The 17400-nt window shown below is 44.8% G+C and carries 16 protein-coding genes; 12 read left to right on the top strand and 4 right to left on the bottom strand.

The genetic code is table 11. The features are described from left to right. Positions 1–5 precede the first annotated feature (5 nt). A complete protein-coding gene (tgt, locus tag MKX34_RS25315; RefSeq protein WP_036677666.1) occupies positions 6–1142 on the top strand; it encodes a tRNA guanosine(34) transglycosylase Tgt in 1137 nt (378 codons plus the stop codon). A gap of 50 nt (positions 1143–1192) precedes the next feature. Beyond that, entirely contained in the window at positions 1193–1513 is a 321-nt protein-coding gene (yajC, locus tag MKX34_RS25310) for a preprotein translocase subunit YajC (protein WP_036677664.1), read from the top strand. Positions 1514–1608: 95 nt separating this feature from the next. On the opposite strand, the gene MKX34_RS25305 is transcribed toward yajC, so the two are convergent. Together MKX34_RS25305 and MKX34_RS25300 are read right to left on the bottom strand one after the other, a co-directional pair. Continuing rightward, complete coding sequence (locus MKX34_RS25305) at positions 1609–2433, bottom strand: phosphatase PAP2 family protein (RefSeq protein WP_038572997.1); 825 nt, start codon at positions 2431–2433, stop codon at positions 1609–1611. Between the two features lie 109 nt (positions 2434–2542). Beyond that, the gene (locus MKX34_RS25300) at positions 2543–2935 is read right to left on the bottom strand and encodes a TIGR04086 family membrane protein (protein ID WP_036677660.1); all 393 of its coding nucleotides are present in this window, start codon (positions 2933–2935) and stop codon (positions 2543–2545) included. Positions 2936–3161: 226 nt separating this feature from the next. Here MKX34_RS25300 and MKX34_RS25295 point away from each other — a divergent pair, with 226 nt between their 5' ends. Next, complete coding sequence (locus tag MKX34_RS25295) at positions 3162–3926, top strand: DUF421 domain-containing protein (RefSeq protein WP_036677658.1); 765 nt, start codon at positions 3162–3164, stop codon at positions 3924–3926. Between the two features lie 4 nt (positions 3927–3930). Here the strand turns inward: MKX34_RS25295 and spoVB are convergent, their stop codons facing one another. Further along, positions 3931–5529: a stage V sporulation protein B gene (gene spoVB / locus MKX34_RS25290; RefSeq protein WP_076297544.1), complete on the bottom strand. Its 1599-nt coding sequence runs from the start codon at positions 5527–5529 to the stop codon at positions 3931–3933. 196 nt (positions 5530–5725) lie between these two features. Between spoVB and MKX34_RS25285 the strand changes: the two genes are divergently transcribed. The 6 genes from MKX34_RS25285 (at position 5726) to MKX34_RS25260 (ending at position 12530) form a co-directional block, all read left to right on the top strand. Further along, positions 5726–5977, top strand: coding sequence for a post-transcriptional regulator (locus MKX34_RS25285; RefSeq protein ID WP_036677655.1), 252 nt, complete (start codon positions 5726–5728; stop codon positions 5975–5977). 221 nt (positions 5978–6198) lie between these two features. After that, a complete protein-coding gene (secD, locus tag MKX34_RS25280; RefSeq protein ID WP_036677653.1) occupies positions 6199–7449 on the top strand; it encodes a protein translocase subunit SecD in 1251 nt (416 codons plus the stop codon). Further along, complete coding sequence (gene secF, locus MKX34_RS25275; protein WP_052097271.1) at positions 7439–8341, top strand: protein translocase subunit SecF; 903 nt, start codon at positions 7439–7441, stop codon at positions 8339–8341. Before secD ends, secF begins: the two co-directional genes overlap by 11 nt. A 143-nt stretch (positions 8342–8484) precedes the next feature. After that, positions 8485–9435 carry a cation diffusion facilitator family transporter gene (locus tag MKX34_RS25270; protein WP_036677651.1) on the top strand — a complete coding sequence of 317 codons (951 nt, stop codon included), beginning with the start codon at positions 8485–8487 and terminating at the stop codon, positions 9433–9435. A 29-nt stretch (positions 9436–9464) separates the two neighbouring features. Continuing rightward, on the top strand, positions 9465–11867 hold the full coding sequence (gene recJ / locus MKX34_RS25265; RefSeq protein WP_038572989.1) for a single-stranded-DNA-specific exonuclease RecJ: 2403 nt from the start codon (positions 9465–9467) through the stop codon (positions 11865–11867). A gap of 144 nt (positions 11868–12011) precedes the next feature. Continuing rightward, positions 12012–12530, top strand: coding sequence for an adenine phosphoribosyltransferase (locus tag MKX34_RS25260; protein ID WP_036677647.1), 519 nt, complete (start codon positions 12012–12014; stop codon positions 12528–12530). A 252-nt stretch (positions 12531–12782) separates the two neighbouring features. Here MKX34_RS25260 and uraA read toward each other — a convergent pair whose 3' ends face one another. Then, entirely contained in the window at positions 12783–14096 is a 1314-nt protein-coding gene (uraA, locus tag MKX34_RS25255) for a uracil permease (RefSeq protein WP_038572987.1), read from the bottom strand. Positions 14097–14409: 313 nt separating this feature from the next. On the opposite strand from uraA, the gene MKX34_RS25250 reads away from it, so the two are divergent. The 3 genes from MKX34_RS25250 to MKX34_RS25240 all read left to right on the top strand — a co-directional run bounded on the left by MKX34_RS25250 (position 14410) and on the right by MKX34_RS25240 (position 17344). Then, entirely contained in the window at positions 14410–16590 is a 2181-nt protein-coding gene (locus MKX34_RS25250; RefSeq protein WP_036677643.1) for a bifunctional (p)ppGpp synthetase/guanosine-3',5'-bis(diphosphate) 3'-pyrophosphohydrolase, read from the top strand. Between the two features lie 21 nt (positions 16591–16611). Further along, positions 16612–17055, top strand: coding sequence for a D-aminoacyl-tRNA deacylase (dtd, locus tag MKX34_RS25245; protein WP_076272393.1), 444 nt, complete (start codon positions 16612–16614; stop codon positions 17053–17055). Positions 17056–17188: 133 nt separating this feature from the next. Further along, positions 17189–17344 (top strand): hypothetical protein, encoded by a 156-nt coding sequence (locus MKX34_RS25240; RefSeq protein ID WP_170914232.1) that lies wholly within the window; start codon positions 17189–17191, stop codon positions 17342–17344. Positions 17345–17400: the final 56 nt, after the last annotated feature.

The following is a 17400-nucleotide window of genomic DNA, read 5'->3' as shown; positions in this document are numbered from 1 at the left end:
AACTTATGGCAGCAATTACTTATGAGCACATCAAAACGTGCAAACAATCCGGAGCCAGACTTGGAAGAGTCCACACTCCACATGGTGTGATTGAGACACCAGCATTTATGCCAGTCGGCACACAAGCTACAGTCAAGACTATGAGTCCTGAAGAGCTGAAAGAGATGGATGCCCATATTATTTTGAGCAATACTTACCATCTGTTTCTAAGACCAGGCCATGATATTGTTCGTGAAGCTGGTGGACTGCACAAGTTCATGAACTGGGATCGTCCGATTCTGACAGACAGCGGCGGGTTTCAAGTATTCTCGTTAAGCGACATGCGCAAGATTACGGAAGAAGGAGTTCATTTCCGTTCCCATCTAAATGGGGATAAGAAATTCCTGTCTCCGGAAGTAGCGATGGAGGTTCAGAACTCCCTGGGTTCAGATATAATGATGGCATTTGATGAATGTCCTCCATTCCCGGCTGAGTATGATTATGTGAAAAAATCACTGGAGCGCACCACGCGCTGGGCAGAACGTTGCCTGAAAAGTCATGCTCGTCCTAACGATCAGGGTCTTTTTGCTATCGTGCAAGGGGGCATGTATGAAGATCTGCGCCGTCAGAGCGCGGCTGATTTGACTTCCATGGATTTCCCGGGGTATGCTATTGGGGGGCTCAGCGTCGGAGAGTCCAAGCAGCTAATGTATGAAGTGCTGGATTATACAGTTCCCCTGCTGCCACAAGGCAAACCTCGCTATTTGATGGGCGTGGGTTCACCGGATGCGCTGCTGGAAGGATCAATCCGAGGAGTGGACATGTTCGACTGTGTCTTGCCTACTCGTATTGCCCGTAATGGAACAACGATGACCAGTCAGGGAAGACTCGTTGTACGCAACGCTAAGTATGCCCGTGATTTTGGGCCGCTTGATCCGGAGTGCAATTGCTATACATGCCGGAATTATTCCCGCGCTTATTTGCGCCATCTAATCAAAGCCGATGAAACCTTCGGACTTAGATTGACGACATACCACAATTTGCACTTCTTGTTGGATTTAATGCGTAAAGTGCGTGAAGCCATCAAGGAAGATCGGCTGCTTGATTTTCGCGATGAGTTTTTTGCCAAATACGGATTATATGATAATCTTAAAGGCTTTTAGGGTTTGATTTATGAGTTATGCTTTAATGTACTTTGAAAGGGGGGAGAAATATGATTCAATCGTTTCAATATGCAACTGGCGCAGGTGGTGGAGGTAGCATACTAGGCCTGGTAGGTCCCTTTGTCCTTATGTTTGTAGTATTCTACTTCTTGCTGATTCGTCCGCAACAAAAGAAGACCAAAACTCGTAACGCAATGTTGAAAGCTCTGAAAAAGGGCGATAAAATCGTTACTATTGGAGGACTTCACGGTACGATCATGGAGATTTCCGATGATATTGTGGTTCTGCGGGTCAACGATGTAACTAAGCTGACTTTTGATCGCGGTTCCATCAGCCACGCTGTGGCGACGGATGTCGAAGAGAAAGTATAGACTTGTTATTTAAGTACATAAAAAGCGGTGTCTTCTCATTGGAGAGGACACCGCTTTTTTCATCTTTAAGGTTATTACGATTTAGCAGTTTAACTTTAACGTACATTTGTTACGCGGCTCGGAACGGTAAGCGATTCTTCACGTCCCCGCAAAGTTAATTTGGCGAGTTGAACGCCAACTGTAGAGGCTAGCACAGCTAGCAAGGTTCCACCAATCATATCTGTAAGCCAATGAATGCCCAGATAGAAGATTCCAAAGACGATTACAACTGCAGAAATGCTAGTGATGACCATCCAGCGGCGGTTCCCTGAACGGAAGGCCAGAAGTGCCATTGTAACAGATATGGACGTATGTAGACTCGGGAAGCAGTTATTGAGACCGGATAGCGGTCTATATTCCTGTTCGAATTTCGGAAATACATCCAGCATAGTAAATTTGACGCCTGCCGGCAGATAGGACCATACCTCGTTTACCGGGAAGTAAAGATAGAATGGAATCGCCAAGGCATAGTTGATAATAATAGCATAACAGGTTGCGTATAACATCACCCGGTTTTTATCTAACAAATAGACCCCTAATGAAGCTGCTAGAACGGATTGAAGCATGAAAATGTAGAAAAAGACGATGATCGGTGTTAACCATGGACTGTAGAATATATCCTGAACGGCTTGGACAAAATGACCCTCTAGGCCAAATATAAATGGCGTATAATCAGAGGTAAGATGCATTTTTTGTTCAATTTGCAGTTCATATTTATTTATGGCTAATACGCCAAACATTCCTGCAATCAGCAACAAAAACTTATAAGATCGCAGCATCTCTTTCCCAATTTCAACCAATGCCATGATTGGATTACGTTTAGAGCCAATCCATACTAATATCACTACTAATGCAACTGTGTACAAAACAATATGGTTCATTGATTGGTAAAACAAAGCAATCGAAGCCTCCTTGATCTCTTAATGAAGTCAGATGATCACAGTTTAACATATTTTCAAGGAATGTTTCGAATTTAATGGAATTATAATTTTAGCTTTTTTGTAAATTAACGCCAAACATTCCGCCGAGAGCGCCAATTGCTGCAGCTGCGAGAACCCATAGCAGATCTACGCCAGATGGTGCGCTATCCAGTGCCAAAAAACCGATTAACAGAACGATAATCCCATAAAATGCTCCTGTAAGACTTCCTTGATACCAGCCTTTGCTCGTGGCTCTGCGACCGGCGGTTAGTCCTCCGAATGCTGCAGCTATGCCGTGTACAATGTATGTGTACATTGAGAGATCCTGCTCCTTCAGACTGCTGCCCCATAACAAAAGAGAGAGGACAAACGCACCCATCAGCATCCAAAGGAATGATCGACATAGGCCAGATAACACAGGATTGGCTATTCTCCACGAGAACATGCGCCGGATTAAATACATGGTACAACCTCCTAAAGTTTTTTTGAGAAAAAAGAATCAACATAGTTATTATTCATTGTATGGGATGGCTTGCCCCAATAGTACAAGAAAGGGCATTGCAGCCTTTTTACCATTAATTAATATGCCGGCTTCCGAATGTTCCCTGCACAGAGCGGTCAGAATAGGGTTACATTAATCCACCCGAGGAAACAAGTCTGCGGGTGAGAATGGAGGGGAGCGAAGCTATATGTTCCAGCATATCTCTACCCATATTTTCTTGACCGTGCTGATGTATTTCTTCATATTCCTGTGTATGCGCATCATGGGGAAGAGGGAAATAGGTAAGCTGTCTGTATTTGATTTAACGATCTCCATCATGATTGCCGAGATTGCTGTTTTTGTGCTTGAGGATATCAATCGGCCGATCTATGAAGGAGTCGTTCCGATGGCAACATTGGTGTTGATACAGGTAATTGTGGCTCAACTCAGTCTTAAGAGCAGAAAGCTCAGACTTTTAATGGACGGCAAACCGAGCATACTCATTTCTGGAGGCAAGCTGCACCGGGGCGAAATGCGTAGGCAGAGATATAATATTGATGATCTGCTGCAGCAATTGCGTGGACAGAACATCGCCAGTCCTGCTGACGTGGAATTTGCGATCCTGGAGCCTAGTGGACAGCTAACCGTATTCGAGAAAGAGAAGGGGAGTTCATCCTCTAACCAATCAGGCAATAGCAGTGCAGCTGCTGAGCATAAAAAGAGTGACGATAATAAAGGGAACAAGAACCGTAAGATAGAACTGCCGAAGAATAAGATCAGGTATGAAGGACTTCCAATCCCTCTGATTATGGATGGAAAGGTGCAGGATCAGAATTTAGAGATGATTGGAAAAACCAGATTTTGGCTAAGAACTCAAATTCGCCAAAAGGGAGTATCTGATTTCAAAGATGTATTTCTATGCTCCATAGATCATAAGGGCAGAATTTATGTCGACCGTTTGGACAACAGATAACCTTTTAGAGCCTGCGTTTGATAAACGGCAGACGGTCCAAATCACGCAGTGAGATAAGGCCAGCTAACAGACTGATTCCAAAATACAGGACCATTCCTATCGCAGAGGCAAATAAAAATTGAATCCATTGTACATCTGCAATGGGAATGGAAGTGTATACATAATGCACGCCCGCTCCCATAATGAGCATTGCACATAAGGTTTTAATGGTTTCGGTTACTCTTAAAGATAATGAAATGAGACTGACTACACTGTATCCGTGTAGTAACGTAACCAAAATGCTGTTCACAATAATGGCTATGATAGCGCCGTAAATTCCATATTCAGGTTGGGATGCCAATATTACAATCAGAATGATTTTGACTACTGCTCCAATCAAGGTGTTGATGAGTGCCCTGCCCGGTCGATCCATAGCTTGCAGCGCAGCTTGTAAGGGAGCTTGAACATAGATGAACAAGGCGAACGGAGCCATAAGCTTCAGCATAGGGGCTGTATCCGCGTTGCCATATAACAAATTGCAAAGCGGGACCGCCAGGATATACATAAGAACAGCAAATGGGGCACCTGTTACCAGCGCAAGCCGCAACGCTTGATGCATACGCTTGTGAATGGTGGGCAAGTCCTTTCTTGCGGCAGCTTCTGATATGGAAGGAACCAGAGACACAGCAAGTGAAGAGGTTAATGCCCCGGGCAGCAGCAATAAAGGAATAACCATCCCTTGTAAAGACCCGTACTGAGCTGTAGCGGCAGCAGCGGCTATACCTGCCAAGGCGAGACTGCGCACAGTAATAATAGATTCCAGCAGATACGAAAAAGAGCCGACAAGCCGACTTGCCGTAACGGGAATGGATATGCCTAGTAACCGCCGTAATATGGGGGAGTTGGCTTTCACACCTTGTGTATCAGATGAGATAACCTCCGGCTCGAGAGCGGGGTGCTCTGGAGTCGGATTTGTCTGCTTTTTATCTTTTTTAGTAATGACATAATATTGCCACAGAATCGCTAACATTCCGCCAATTTCTCCTACCGTCACACCTAACATCGCTCCAGCCGCCGCCATAGCAATACCCTTAGGAAGCAACAACCAGGAGAACCATAGCATAAAGAATATTCGCACTAAAGATTCGAAGATGGAGGAGAGCGCCGATGGAATCATGTTCTGCTTTCCTTGGAAATAACCACGGTAGATTGCAGATACGGCGACGATCCCAATCATTGGGATCATGGCAATAAACGTATAATAAACTCTATGGTCTGTTAAGATAACATTAGAGACCCATGAGGCGCTTATCATAGCAACCAATGTAAAGAAGATTGCAAGTCCAACACTAAGGGCAAGTCCAGTACGTAAAATCAGCCGTGATTTTTCTGGCCGATTCTCTCCTTCTGCTTCCGCTACCATCTTGGCTATCGCCAGTGGAATCCCGCCTGTAATCACAGTAACCAGCACGAGAAAAAAAGGATATGTGAGCTGATACAGTCCCACACCTTCTGCTCCGATAATACGTGGTAAAGCAATCCGGGGAATAAATCCAAGCATCCGATTAATGATGCCGGCGGCTAGCAAGATTAAAGTTCCTTGTATAAAGCTCTGTTTCTTCAAAGGTCACGCCTTCTTCCCAAAATGAAATAAAACGCTGGCGAACTTGTCTATTCTTATGGATATGCTATACCCCTATCTCGGCATGCCTTGTTTTAGTAGCTTTAACTTTTTGTGACGGAAGAAGGAAAGCGAAGAACAAGAGTCGAATATCTATGGTGAGCATACGAACATGAGCGATCTTTGGAGGTGTCAACACGTGGAATCGGAACAGTGGAATCATGATCAACATAGTGAAGAAATCGAAGCCATGTGCCGCAGCAAAGCTGAAGAATTCCGGCTCCTCGGCTATGAGTATGTAACCAGCAAGGATATCTGGGATTGCATCAGCCGTAATTATGATAAGGAAGGCTTGCCTCCCCTACATAAGCTGGTAAACGACATTTATTCCTTGAAAGCCAATAGTTACATGAATTATTTGACTATTGCGGCCTATCGGGGGTTGAACTGAACAATAAACCACATATTTCTTTTTGCGAACTGCCTGATAAAGCAGTAAAGTAAGAGAATAATAACTCCACATCTCCTATTAAAACGGATGTCTTGCTGATTTAAGCAGGGGCGGCCGTTTCTTTGTGTGAGTATAGCTCTATCAATGCTGTGAATTGACGGTCATTTCGCGTGTAGCTATAATAGGAATATTGAGTTAATGAAAGGGGAACTAGCTAGAGCATGAAGAGACTAATGGGCTTTTTTATTACCGTGCTCGTTTTGACAGGCGTTATGGCATTTACTACTCCTGGACTGCTGGACAAGGTTAGACTTGGTCTTGACCTGAAAGGCGGATTTGAGATTTTGTATCATGCTGAGCCTATGGAAGCGGGAGCAGCATTGTCCCGAGCTTCTCTGCTGAAGACAGCGGAAAGCTTAGAAAAACGGGCGAATGCGCTCGGAACAAGTGAACCAGAGGTAACTACTGAAGGTACGGACCGTATCCGTTTGAAAATTGCGGGCGTAACGGATGAAGCCGAGGTTCGTAAAAAAATGAAGGAACCTGCAGTTCTGACTTTCCGTAGTGCTGCTGAAGGTGACGCTGAGGGAACTTACAGCAAAATCGAACTGGTAGGTAGTGATTTTGTTGAAGGTGCTGCAGAAGTTGGACGGGATAACCTGAATCAGCCAATCATCAGCATCAAGATTAAGGACAAGGACAAATTTGCAGAGATTACTAAACGTCTCTTAGGAAAGAATCTCGCGATTTACTTGGATGAGAACAAACTATCTGACCCTACGGTACAAGCTGTACTTACCGATGGCAGTGCTTCTATTTCGGGTAACTATACAATTAAGGAAGCACGTGAACTTGCAGACACCATTAACCTAGGTGCATTGCCACTGAAGCTGACGGAGAAATATTCCCAAAGTGTGGGTGCTACCCTGGGTAAGCAATCGCTTGATCAAACGATTCGAGCAGGTCTGCTGGCTTCTGTGATTATCCTTATTTTTATGATCGGAATGTATCGTTTGCCAGGTCTTTTGGCTAGTTTTGCATTGCTCTTGCATACATGGGCGCTAATTGCGGTCTTCGTCTTCGCAGACTTTACCTTGACACTGCCTGGTATAGCCGCATTTATTCTGGGTATAGGTATGGCGGTCGATGCCAATATCATTACCAACGAACGGATACGGGAAGAAATGCGCAGTGGAAAAAGTATACTGTCCTCCGTTAAAGCAGGGAATAAATCCTCTTTCCGGACAGTAATGGACTCCAATGTGACTACTATTATTGTGGCAGCAGTTATGTTTGCCTTCGGTACAGGTGCGGTCAAAGGCTTTGCATTGGTGCTGATTGTAGAAATCGTGCTGAGTATCGCCACGAATCTTTATTTCTCCCACTGGTTGCTTAGCCAGCTTGTCAAAGCGGGTAAGCTGAACAAACCGAAGAGCTTCGGTGTTAAGGAGAGTGAAATCCGTGCGCTTTAAGAAAGAGCTTGATTTCGTACATTTGAGTAAATATTTCTATATTTTCTCTATCGCATTGACAGTAGCAGGATTGATATTCCTGGCGACATTTGGCCTGAATTACAGCGTTGACTTCAAAGCTGGATCTAATGTGGACATCTCCCTATCCAAGAATTTGAACTTGGATCAGGTTAAGACTGCAACTAGTGCAATCGATGTCGATCATGAACCAACGATTTCGTTTGGTGATCAGCGTGTGAATATTCGCTATGACGAAGTTCTTGATGAGGCTCAAGATGAGGCTCTAAAAGCTGAAATCCTTAAGCTGGATGACAAAGCATCGTTTGAGATTAACACCGTGGACACTGAAATGGCTAAAGAATTGGCACGTAATGCTATTTATGCAGTTCTGATTTCTTGTCTGGGGATTATTATTTATGTAAGTATTCGTTTTGAATGGCGTTTCGCCGTGGCATCGATTGTGGCCTTGCTCCATGATGCCTTTATCGTAGTCGCGCTCTTCTCTATCTTCCGTTTGGAAGTGGATTTGACTTTCATTGTAGCGGTGCTTACGATTATCGGTTATTCCATTAATGATACGATCGTTATTTTTGACCGTATCCGTGAGAATTTACGTTTTGGTAAACAGAAAACTTATGAAGACTTGAAACACCTTGTGAATAAAAGTGTGGCTCAAACGCTTATGCGTTCTCTCTATACCGCATTTACCGTATTCATTGCGGCGTTCTTCCTGTTATTGTTCGGAGGCGAGTCGATTAAGATGTTCTCGCTTGCGATGGTAATCGGCTTGCTCTTCGGAGCTTACTCTTCCATCTTTATTGCCAGTCCACTCTGGTTAGTGCTTAAAAAGCGTGAGAAGGTTAAAGTGAAGAGCAGCCCGAATAAAGGTTAGAAGAAATTAGCATCGAAGTTCTACTTTTCTTATACGTTTAAGAAAGCCGCGTCAAATGCGACGCGGCTTTCGAAATCTTTAGGGTCATGTCATGTGTATTGAATCATCATGAGATTACTTGCTATTGGTAAGGAGGGCCTCGTATGAATAAAGAACGATCACCGCAAAGCGAGACGGTTGCTTGGACAGGGATCATTAGCGATGTTACTTTGGCAGTAGCTAAGGGGAGTTTTGGCTATATTTCAGGGAGCAAGGCATTAATGGGGGATGCTTTGTATTCCGGAGCAGACGCAGCAGCCAAACTGGCGGATATTCTTCCGTGGCGCTCTGAGCAAGGGAGAAAGAGTAAGCAACGGATCGAAGAACGGCGGGGCACTAAGGAGCCGCTGTTGGCTATACTTTTTTCGGTATTTATTCTTATGGGGGGACTGCAGATCGCATTCTCTGCAATCCGCGACTTAACGGATGGAAAATCATCTACACACGGACAGCTGGCGTTTGTTACCGTCTTAGTATCTATTGTTTTTAAAGAAGCTGTATTTCAATATCAATATCGCTACTTTAAAAAAATAGGTGATGGCAGTCACGCTGCATATGTTAATAGTCATCGTTTCAGCTTATATACATCTATCACAGTATTAGTCGGAATTTCGTTATCCATGGGTGGCACCTATTGGCATCCTCTATCTTATATGGATCCTATTGCCGCACTCTTAACCGGAGTTTTAATTCTTCGTAAAGGTTATTCACTCATTGCTAGCTCTATTAACACTAAAAATGCGCAGGAGCTTCCTTCGGAGGAAGCCGCTAATTTTATTGAAACGGTGCAACGTGTTCATGGCGTCATTCGCGTAGAACATCTGAAGGCACTTGAGCAAGGGAATTATGTGAATCTTCAAGTGAAGATCAGTGTGAATCCGCGGATTACGGTGATGGAAGCACAGGATATTTCGGAATGCGCTAGGAAGCTGCTGCAGCACCGGTTTGTTCATGTCGGTGAGGTGCATATGGACGTTGTTCCTTATGATCCCGGCTATCCGTACAAAAGCAATTATGAATTGCCGGATAATGATATTCCTACGTTGCTTCAGTAGTTTGCAAGGTGAGAGAAAGGTGAGTTCTATTGCTTTATTCAAAAACAAGATGGCAATCTCCGGCAGCCAATCCCGACACAGTTAGGGATATGGCCCGGAGCCTTTCTATTTCTCCACTCTTATCCTCACTATTAGTAAATAGAGGAATGAACACGCCTCATGAAGCTCTAAGCTTCATGGATGGCAGTGAGGAAGAACAGCATGATCCGTTCCTACTCAAAGGAATGGCTGAAGCGGTTCCTAGAATTAGAAAGGCTTTAAAAGATGAAGAACATATTCTTATTTATGGCGATTATGATGCCGACGGGGTGTCCAGCACAGCACTTATGATTCATCTGCTGCGCTATTTAGGCGCTTCCTTTGATATTTATATCCCACACCGCTCTAATGAGGGTTATGGGCTGCATAATCATGCCCTGGATTGGGCTTTACAGCAAGGTGTCTCCTTAATCATTACAGTAGATACTGGCATTAGCGCTTATCATCAGGTTGCTTACGCTAATGAACTGGGGATCGATGTGATCGTTACGGATCACCATGAACCCCCTGAGCTTTTGCCAGAGGCCTATACGCTTATTAATCCCAAGCTGCCAGACTGCCCTTATCCGTTCAAAGGATTAGCGGGTGTAGGTGTGGCTTATAAGCTTGCTCAGGCTATTCTAGGGGAAGAAACTCCCACAGAATGGGCAGAGATTGCAGCGATAGGAACGGTTGCGGATTTAATGCCGCTGCTTGGCGAAAACCGTGAGATTGTTAGAAATGGCTTGGAAAGTATGCGGCATTCAAGTTTCCCGGGGATTCGTGCCTTACTCGCTGTCAGCGGTGTGAACATGAGCACTGTGAGTGCGGTCAATATCGCTTTTGGCATGGCGCCGCGCATTAATGCCAGTGGTCGCCTGGACCATGCTGGACGGGCTGTGTCCCTCCTCACTACCGAGCATGCGGCTGAGGCAGAGCAGCTAGCTGGAGAGCTGGACCTGCTTAACAAAGAACGCCAATTGGTGGTAGAAAGAATTGTTGTTGAGGCTACTGCCAAGCTGGAGCAGATGACACAGGGTGGCGAAATCCCAGACATCATTGTTCTTGCTGATCATGGCTGGAATGTAGGTGTGGTAGGTATAGTGGCTTCCAAACTGCTGGAGCGTTATTATCGGCCTGTGATCATTCTGGATATACATCCAGAGACCGGAATGTGCAAAGGTTCTGCTCGCTCCATTCCTGGACTTGACATCTACGCTGCACTTTCTTCTTGTTCTGATTTAATGGATCATTTTGGAGGTCATCCAGCCGCTGCGGGAATGAGCCTGCATCGGGATGGATTAGAAGCCTTTGCTGCAGCATTAAACGAATATGCGTCCGGGGTGTTAACGCCAGAGCATTTCGTTCCTGTTGCTTCCGCTGATGCAGAGGTGTCAATCTCAGATTTATCACTGCAGACCGCGTTAGAATTGGAAAGGCTTGCACCATTCGGAATGTCTAATCCGTTGCCGAAGTTTATTATTCGTGGGGCTACCGTGAAAGAGACACGTACAATGGGCCAAGATGGAAAACACCTGAAGATTGTATTGCAGCAGGGGAAAAACAGCATTGAAGCCTTGGCGTTTGGTAAAGGCGCTTTATCCAGGCTGCTACCGGCGGGTACTACGATCAACGTGTTAGCTGAGCTGTCGATCAATGAATGGAATGGCTCACGCAAATCACAGCTGATGCTGCAGGATTTATCTGTGCAGGATGCTCAGTTATTCGATCTTCGTGGTGCTGCTGACGCCGTACGGCAAGCCGCACATATTAGAGAACTACTTCTTCCTTATAGTGGTGCGGGTCCGTATCGAGCTGCTGCAGTGTTTCAGAACGGACGTAGTACGCCTGCAAGTGAATTGATAGGAATGTCTTTATGGGTATATGATAAAGAAGCTGGCATTAGCGCTGCTGTTAAGGATGAGCCCCTTCAGGAATCAGGGCATGTCTCCCTGTTATGCTTACTGGATATGCCGGAGACTCCTGAACAACTGGATGCGCTGCTCGAAACCTTCCCTAATGCTGATAATATTGCGTTATTGCATTCTATCAAGGATGGCCGAGAACGACTTATTACTCCGACACGGGATCATTTCAAAATACTATATAAACTGTTGGCTTCGATCACCTCAGTTGCAACACCTGAGAACGAAGTTTTGCTGCGGTTAAGCCGCCAGTCCTCGTTAAGTATCCGCATGCTTAACAACATGCTTGATGTGTTTGAGGAGCTTGATTTTATTAAAAGAAGTCAGGGAAGTGTGGCGTTTATTACTCAGCCAGTAGCTAAAAGTCTGACAGCATCGAGTCATTTTGTCCGACTGGGACAGATGGCGGAAATGGAGCAATACTTCATGGAGGGCAGCCTGTCAGAGTTACAGGACTGGATGTTATCGCGTCGTTTAGGCGTATCATAATCCATGCAAATATGAGCTGCTGAGCGTACCCAACGGTGTATAAAAATGCAACGCTCAATATAACAAAACGTATGCTTACGAAGCAAGTTTTGTCGATCTGAATCAAAGCAGCTATGCTAACAAAACTTATAGGAGATGATAAATTTGGATTTTAAAGATAGTATTCGTGTGATTCCTGATTTCCCTAAAGAAGGTATTAGTTTTAAAGATATCACCACATTGCTTAAAGACGGGGAGGCTTACCGCCAAGCGATTGACGCGTTGAAAGCTCTCGTAGCGCACTTGGAAATCGACGTTATCGCTGGACCAGAAGCACGTGGCTTCGTAGTTGGAGCACCTCTTGCTTATGCGATGGGAGTAGGTTTTGTGCCGATTCGTAAAAGCGGCAAGCTTCCATATGAGACTATAGAGGTAGGTTATGATCTTGAGTATGGAAAGGACACACTTGCTGTTCACACGGATGCTATCAAGCCTGGTCAAAAAGTATTGATCGCTGATGATTTATTGGCAACTGGTGGAACCATTGCTACTTCGGTTAACCTTGTAGAACAGCTTGGCGGTAAAGTGGTAGGTGCTGCTTTTCTGATTGAACTGGTTGAGCTTGCTGGGCGTAATAAGCTTTCTGGAGTTGAAGTTCTTTCCTTGGTGAATTACGAGGATTAATCTTGTGAAGTTTGTCTTTTCCCGGGAAATAAACGGGGATTCGGCTCTCGAATTATGCTGAAAAGTGCAAAGATTAGCGCGTGACGAAAAGGGTGGAAGTTAAACAGTAATTGGAAAATGTAAGATAATAACAGCAGCTGTCTGCCTTTTGGCGGAGAGTTGCTGTTTTGTATCTGAGTCAATAAAAAAAGCTGCCCAAGTCCATAAATGGATGTTGGAGCAGCTTTTTTAAAATTCTATTTTTTCAACCGATTAATGGGCAGTTTTATCACTTTCTCCGCCATCATTAGACAGTCCAAGCACTTCAATGAGTTTGAAGAACAGTGCCAATACGATACCAACAATTGTAGCCAGCGCCATACCACTAAGTTTAACGTTGCCCATAGTAAGGGTTGTACCACTGATTCCGACAACGAGTACCAACGTAGCCATGATCATGTTCGTAGCTTTGGAAAAATCAACTTTTTGCTCAACGAAAATACGTAATCCGGAAGCCGCAATTACACCAAACAGCAACAAGGATACACCACCCATTACAGGGGTTGGAATATTAGCGATAACGGAGGAGAAAGTACCAGAGAATGAAAGCAGAATAGCAATCACCGCTGCGCCGCCGATTACATATACCGAATATACTTTAGTCAACGCCATAACCCCGATATTTTCACCGTAGGTTGTATTTGGAGTAGAACCGATAAAACCGGAGATAATTGTAGATATCCCGTTCCCCATCAGGGAGCGATCAAGTCCAGGATCTTTAGCCAAGTCTCTGCCAACAATATTGCTTGTTACAAGTAAATGTCCAATATGCTCAACGATAACAACTAATGATACCGGGATAATAGTGAATATTACATTCCAATCAAATGAAGGAGTAACAATGGAAGGATGCGCTAAAAATTTTGCATTAGAGATAGCAGCGGTATCCACCATTTTCAAAATATATGCTAAACCATAACCAGTGACGATACCAATAAGGATGTGAATGATTTTTGGAAAACCGCGGAAGAGTACAGCTCCAATTACAGTTACACCAAGCGTCACCATAGAAAGTGCGATTGTTTTGCCATCTGGCGTCCAGTCTGCAACTGCAACGCCTTCAGGAGCAATAAGTCCTGCCATTCGTGCGGCAACAGGTACAAGTTCAAGTCCGATCGTAGCTACGATAGCTCCCATTACTGCTGGAGGGAAAACAACATCAATCCATTTGGTTCCTGCATAACGAATGATCAATGCCACGAGCACGAATATAATACCAGTGACGATAAAAGCACCCAAAGCAAGCGAGTATCCTTTCATGTGATCATTTGGGTAACGACTGAGTACTGATAATACCGGTGCAATAAAGGCAAAGCTGGAACCAAGGTACGCAGGGATTTTACCGCGACAGATCCAAATGTACAGCAATGTACCGATACCATTCATAAGCAAAATCATTCCAGGGTCGACCCCGAACAAGTTAGGCACTAGCACTGTACTGCCAAACATGGCAAACAAATGCTGGAGACTTAATAGAAAGCCTGGGCCCCATGGAAGTTTTTCGTTAACTTGAATTTCGCGTTGCAATGGAGTTCACTCCTCTTTCTTATCTGATATTATGTTGTCCGGCGAAAATCCGCCTTTACTAGATTAAATAGAACTTGGCTTTTTTACAACAACATTTTCACAAGTGTTATTAATTTGTCCGAATTTAATTACTTTTACTTCTGGAATTCCATGAGATGGCAAGTGTTGACGTAATCCTCCTTAAGCCTCATAATTATAGACAACTTTGAATAAGGGCGTAAGTAAGCTTGGACAAATGAAATGATTGGAACCTGCAGATTTTTGAACAGTTGCGGGTTCATTTTATTATAGAAAGGAATCGGATACGACGAGAATGGGCATTGAGCGATTAATTGATAAGGCTGGCGCCTATATAAAAGATAAAGATCTTCTCCGCATCCGGGAAGCTTATGAATTTGCCGATCAGGCTCATCACGGGCAGATCCGCAAGTCGGGGGAGCCATACATTCTGCATCCGCTGGCGGTGGCAGATATTGTCGTCAATATGCAAATGGATGTTATATCTATTGTTGCAGCGCTTTTGCATGATGTGGTGGAAGATACGACGGTCTCACTGGAACAAATCCGCGCTAAATTTGGCGATACCTGCGCAATGCTTGTTGACGGCTTAACGAAGCTGGAACGCATTCGCTTTCGCTCAAAGGAAGAGCAGCAGAACGAGAATTACCGCAAAATGTTTATTGCTATGGCTCAGGATATCCGGGTCATTGTCATTAAACTGGCGGACCGTCTGCATAATATGCGAACGTTAAAATACCAATCTGAAGAGAGCCAGCGCCGTATTTCTTATGAGACGTTGGAGATTTTCTGTCCTGTAGCTGACCGGCTGGGGATTTCCGCGATTAAGTGGGAGATGGAGGATATTGCGCTTCGTTACTTGAACCCGCAGCAGTATTACCGGATTGCTAATCTGGTGCATAAGAAGCGGGCCGAGCGTGAGCAATTTATCGACAGCGTAATTGGCCGTATTCGTGCCAAGCTGGATGAAATGGGCATTGAAGGTGATCTTTCCGGCCGCCCGAAGCATATTTACAGTGTTTATAACAAAATGAGCACAAAAAACAAGCAGTTTAATGAAATTTATGACCTGCTGGCCATTCGTATCATTGTGGATAATATCAAGGACTGTTATGCAACCCTTGGAATTATTCACACCTTATGGAAGCCAATGCCGGGGCGTTTTAAAGATTATATAGCTATGCCAAAAGCCAATATGTATCAATCTCTGCATACTACTGTGGTAGGACCAGGCGGAGAGCCTACTGAGGTGCAAATTCGCACCTGGGAAATGCACCGCACGGCAGAATACGGGATAGCCGCACACTGGGCATACAAAGAAGGCAGCAGTAATAATGCTAATCCGGAGAATCGGATGCCTTTCTTTCGCGAAATATTGGAGCTGCAGCATGAAGCTAAGGATGCCGAAGAGTTCGTAAAATCACTGAAAATGGATTTTTTCTCAGACCTGGTGTTTGTATTTACTCCTAAAGGTGAGGTTATTGAGCTTCCTGCGGGTTCTGTGCCTCTTGACTTCGCGTTCCGCATTCATACAGAAGTGGGCAATCGTACAATTGGTTCCAAGGTGAACGGGCGGATCGTGCCGCTTGATCACAAGCTGAAGACGGGCGATATTGTTGAGATTTTGACGTCTAAGCATTCTTACGGACCTAGCCGTGACTGGCTCAAAATTGCACAATCCTCTCACGCAAGAAGCAAAATTAAGCAATGGTTCAAAAAAGAAAAACGTGAGGAAAATGTCGAAAAAGGTCGCGAAGCGATTGAACGTGAGCTGAAGCGCCTGAATGTCGAAGTTTCCGAGTGGATTTCTGATGAAAAACTATTGGAAGCTGCGAAAAAATTTGCCTTTAATGATGTAGAGGATATGTTGTCTGCCGTTGGTTTTGGTGGGATTACCGCTTCGCAAATTGCCTCCCGCTTGACGGAGAAGCTGCGCAAGGAGCAGGAAGAAGCTGCTAATCACTTGGAGCTTACTTCAGAGATGAAGGAGATCAAGTCTTCCGGCGAGAGACGTAATCAACCTACCAATGGTGTTAGTGTAAAAGGAATTGAAAACTTACTTGTTCGTTTTGCACGATGTTGCAACCCGGTTCCGGGTGACGACATTGTAGGTTATGTTACACGGGGCCGGGGCGTATCTGTACACCGCCAGGATTGTCCTAACATTCCGGGTGAAGGTGACGGAGAAGAAGCAGCTAGAGTGATTGAAGTGGAATGGGAAGGCACGATGGAAGCAAACTACAGTGTGGATATTGAGATTACAGGCCATGATCGCAATGGACTGCTCAATGAAGTACTGCAGGCAGTGTCCGAGAGCAAAACGAACATTTCAGCGGTCACTGGGCGCTCTGACAAGAATAAGATGGCAATGATTCATATGACCATCCTTATTCGTAATACGGAGCATCTGCAATCCGTTGTAGATAAAGTGAAACGAGTCAAAGATGTATATACAGTGAATCGGATCATGCAATAAGGCAAGGAGCGAAGTAGTGCGATGAGAGTTGTAGTACAGCGTTGCAAGGACGCCAAAGTAACCGTGGATGAGACAGTGACCGGAGCGATTGGCAATGGCCTGATGCTGCTTGTCGGCGTTACCCATGAAGATACAGAGAAGGATGCCAAATATTTAGCGGATAAAATAGCTGGACTGCGTATTTTTGAAGATGATGCTGGCAAAATGAACTATAGTGTCACGGATACTAACGGAGCTATTCTTTCAGTGTCCCAGTTTACTTTATACGGAGATTGCCGTAAGGGAAGACGGCCGAATTTCATGGGAGCTGCAGCTCCTGTGGAGGCCGAGCGTCTTTATGATTATTTTAATCAAGAGCTTAGAGCTGGAGGTCTTCAGGTGGAGACGGGCATATTTGGAGCGATGATGGATGTGTCGCTGACCAATTGGGGCCCAGTTACTCTCATTCTGGATAGCCGCAGCTAACGAAATAGAGGATGTCGAAGATTGCTTCTGGCCGGAGCTAACTTTCGACATCTTTTTTTTATGCGGATAGAGCTTCTTCGGGCTGGATAAACTAAATGCAGGCAGATATCACGCATAAGGCAGGAGTTTAAGAATGAGACAATCACAGAAGGCATGGGTATGGAGAAGTATCCCGGCACTACCGACTGGGAGTCCTATGGAAGCCTGTGCATTAGCCAAAAAGCTAGAAGGCGAGACCGAACCACTAGTGATCAAAGGAAGAAGCCGCAATCTCTTGCCGCGTACCTGAAGCGGGTGGAAAATGCGGCTTTTTCGGTGTTGTGAAGGAAGCCTTTTTTCCGATTA

The sequence above is a fragment of the Paenibacillus sp. FSL R5-0636 genome (assembly GCF_037974255.1).
GTDB classification, from domain to species: Bacteria; Bacillota; Bacilli; order Paenibacillales; family Paenibacillaceae; genus Paenibacillus_AQ; species Paenibacillus_AQ odorifer.
Note: the sequence above shows the minus strand (reverse complement) of the source record. Positions and strands in the feature narration are given on the sequence as shown.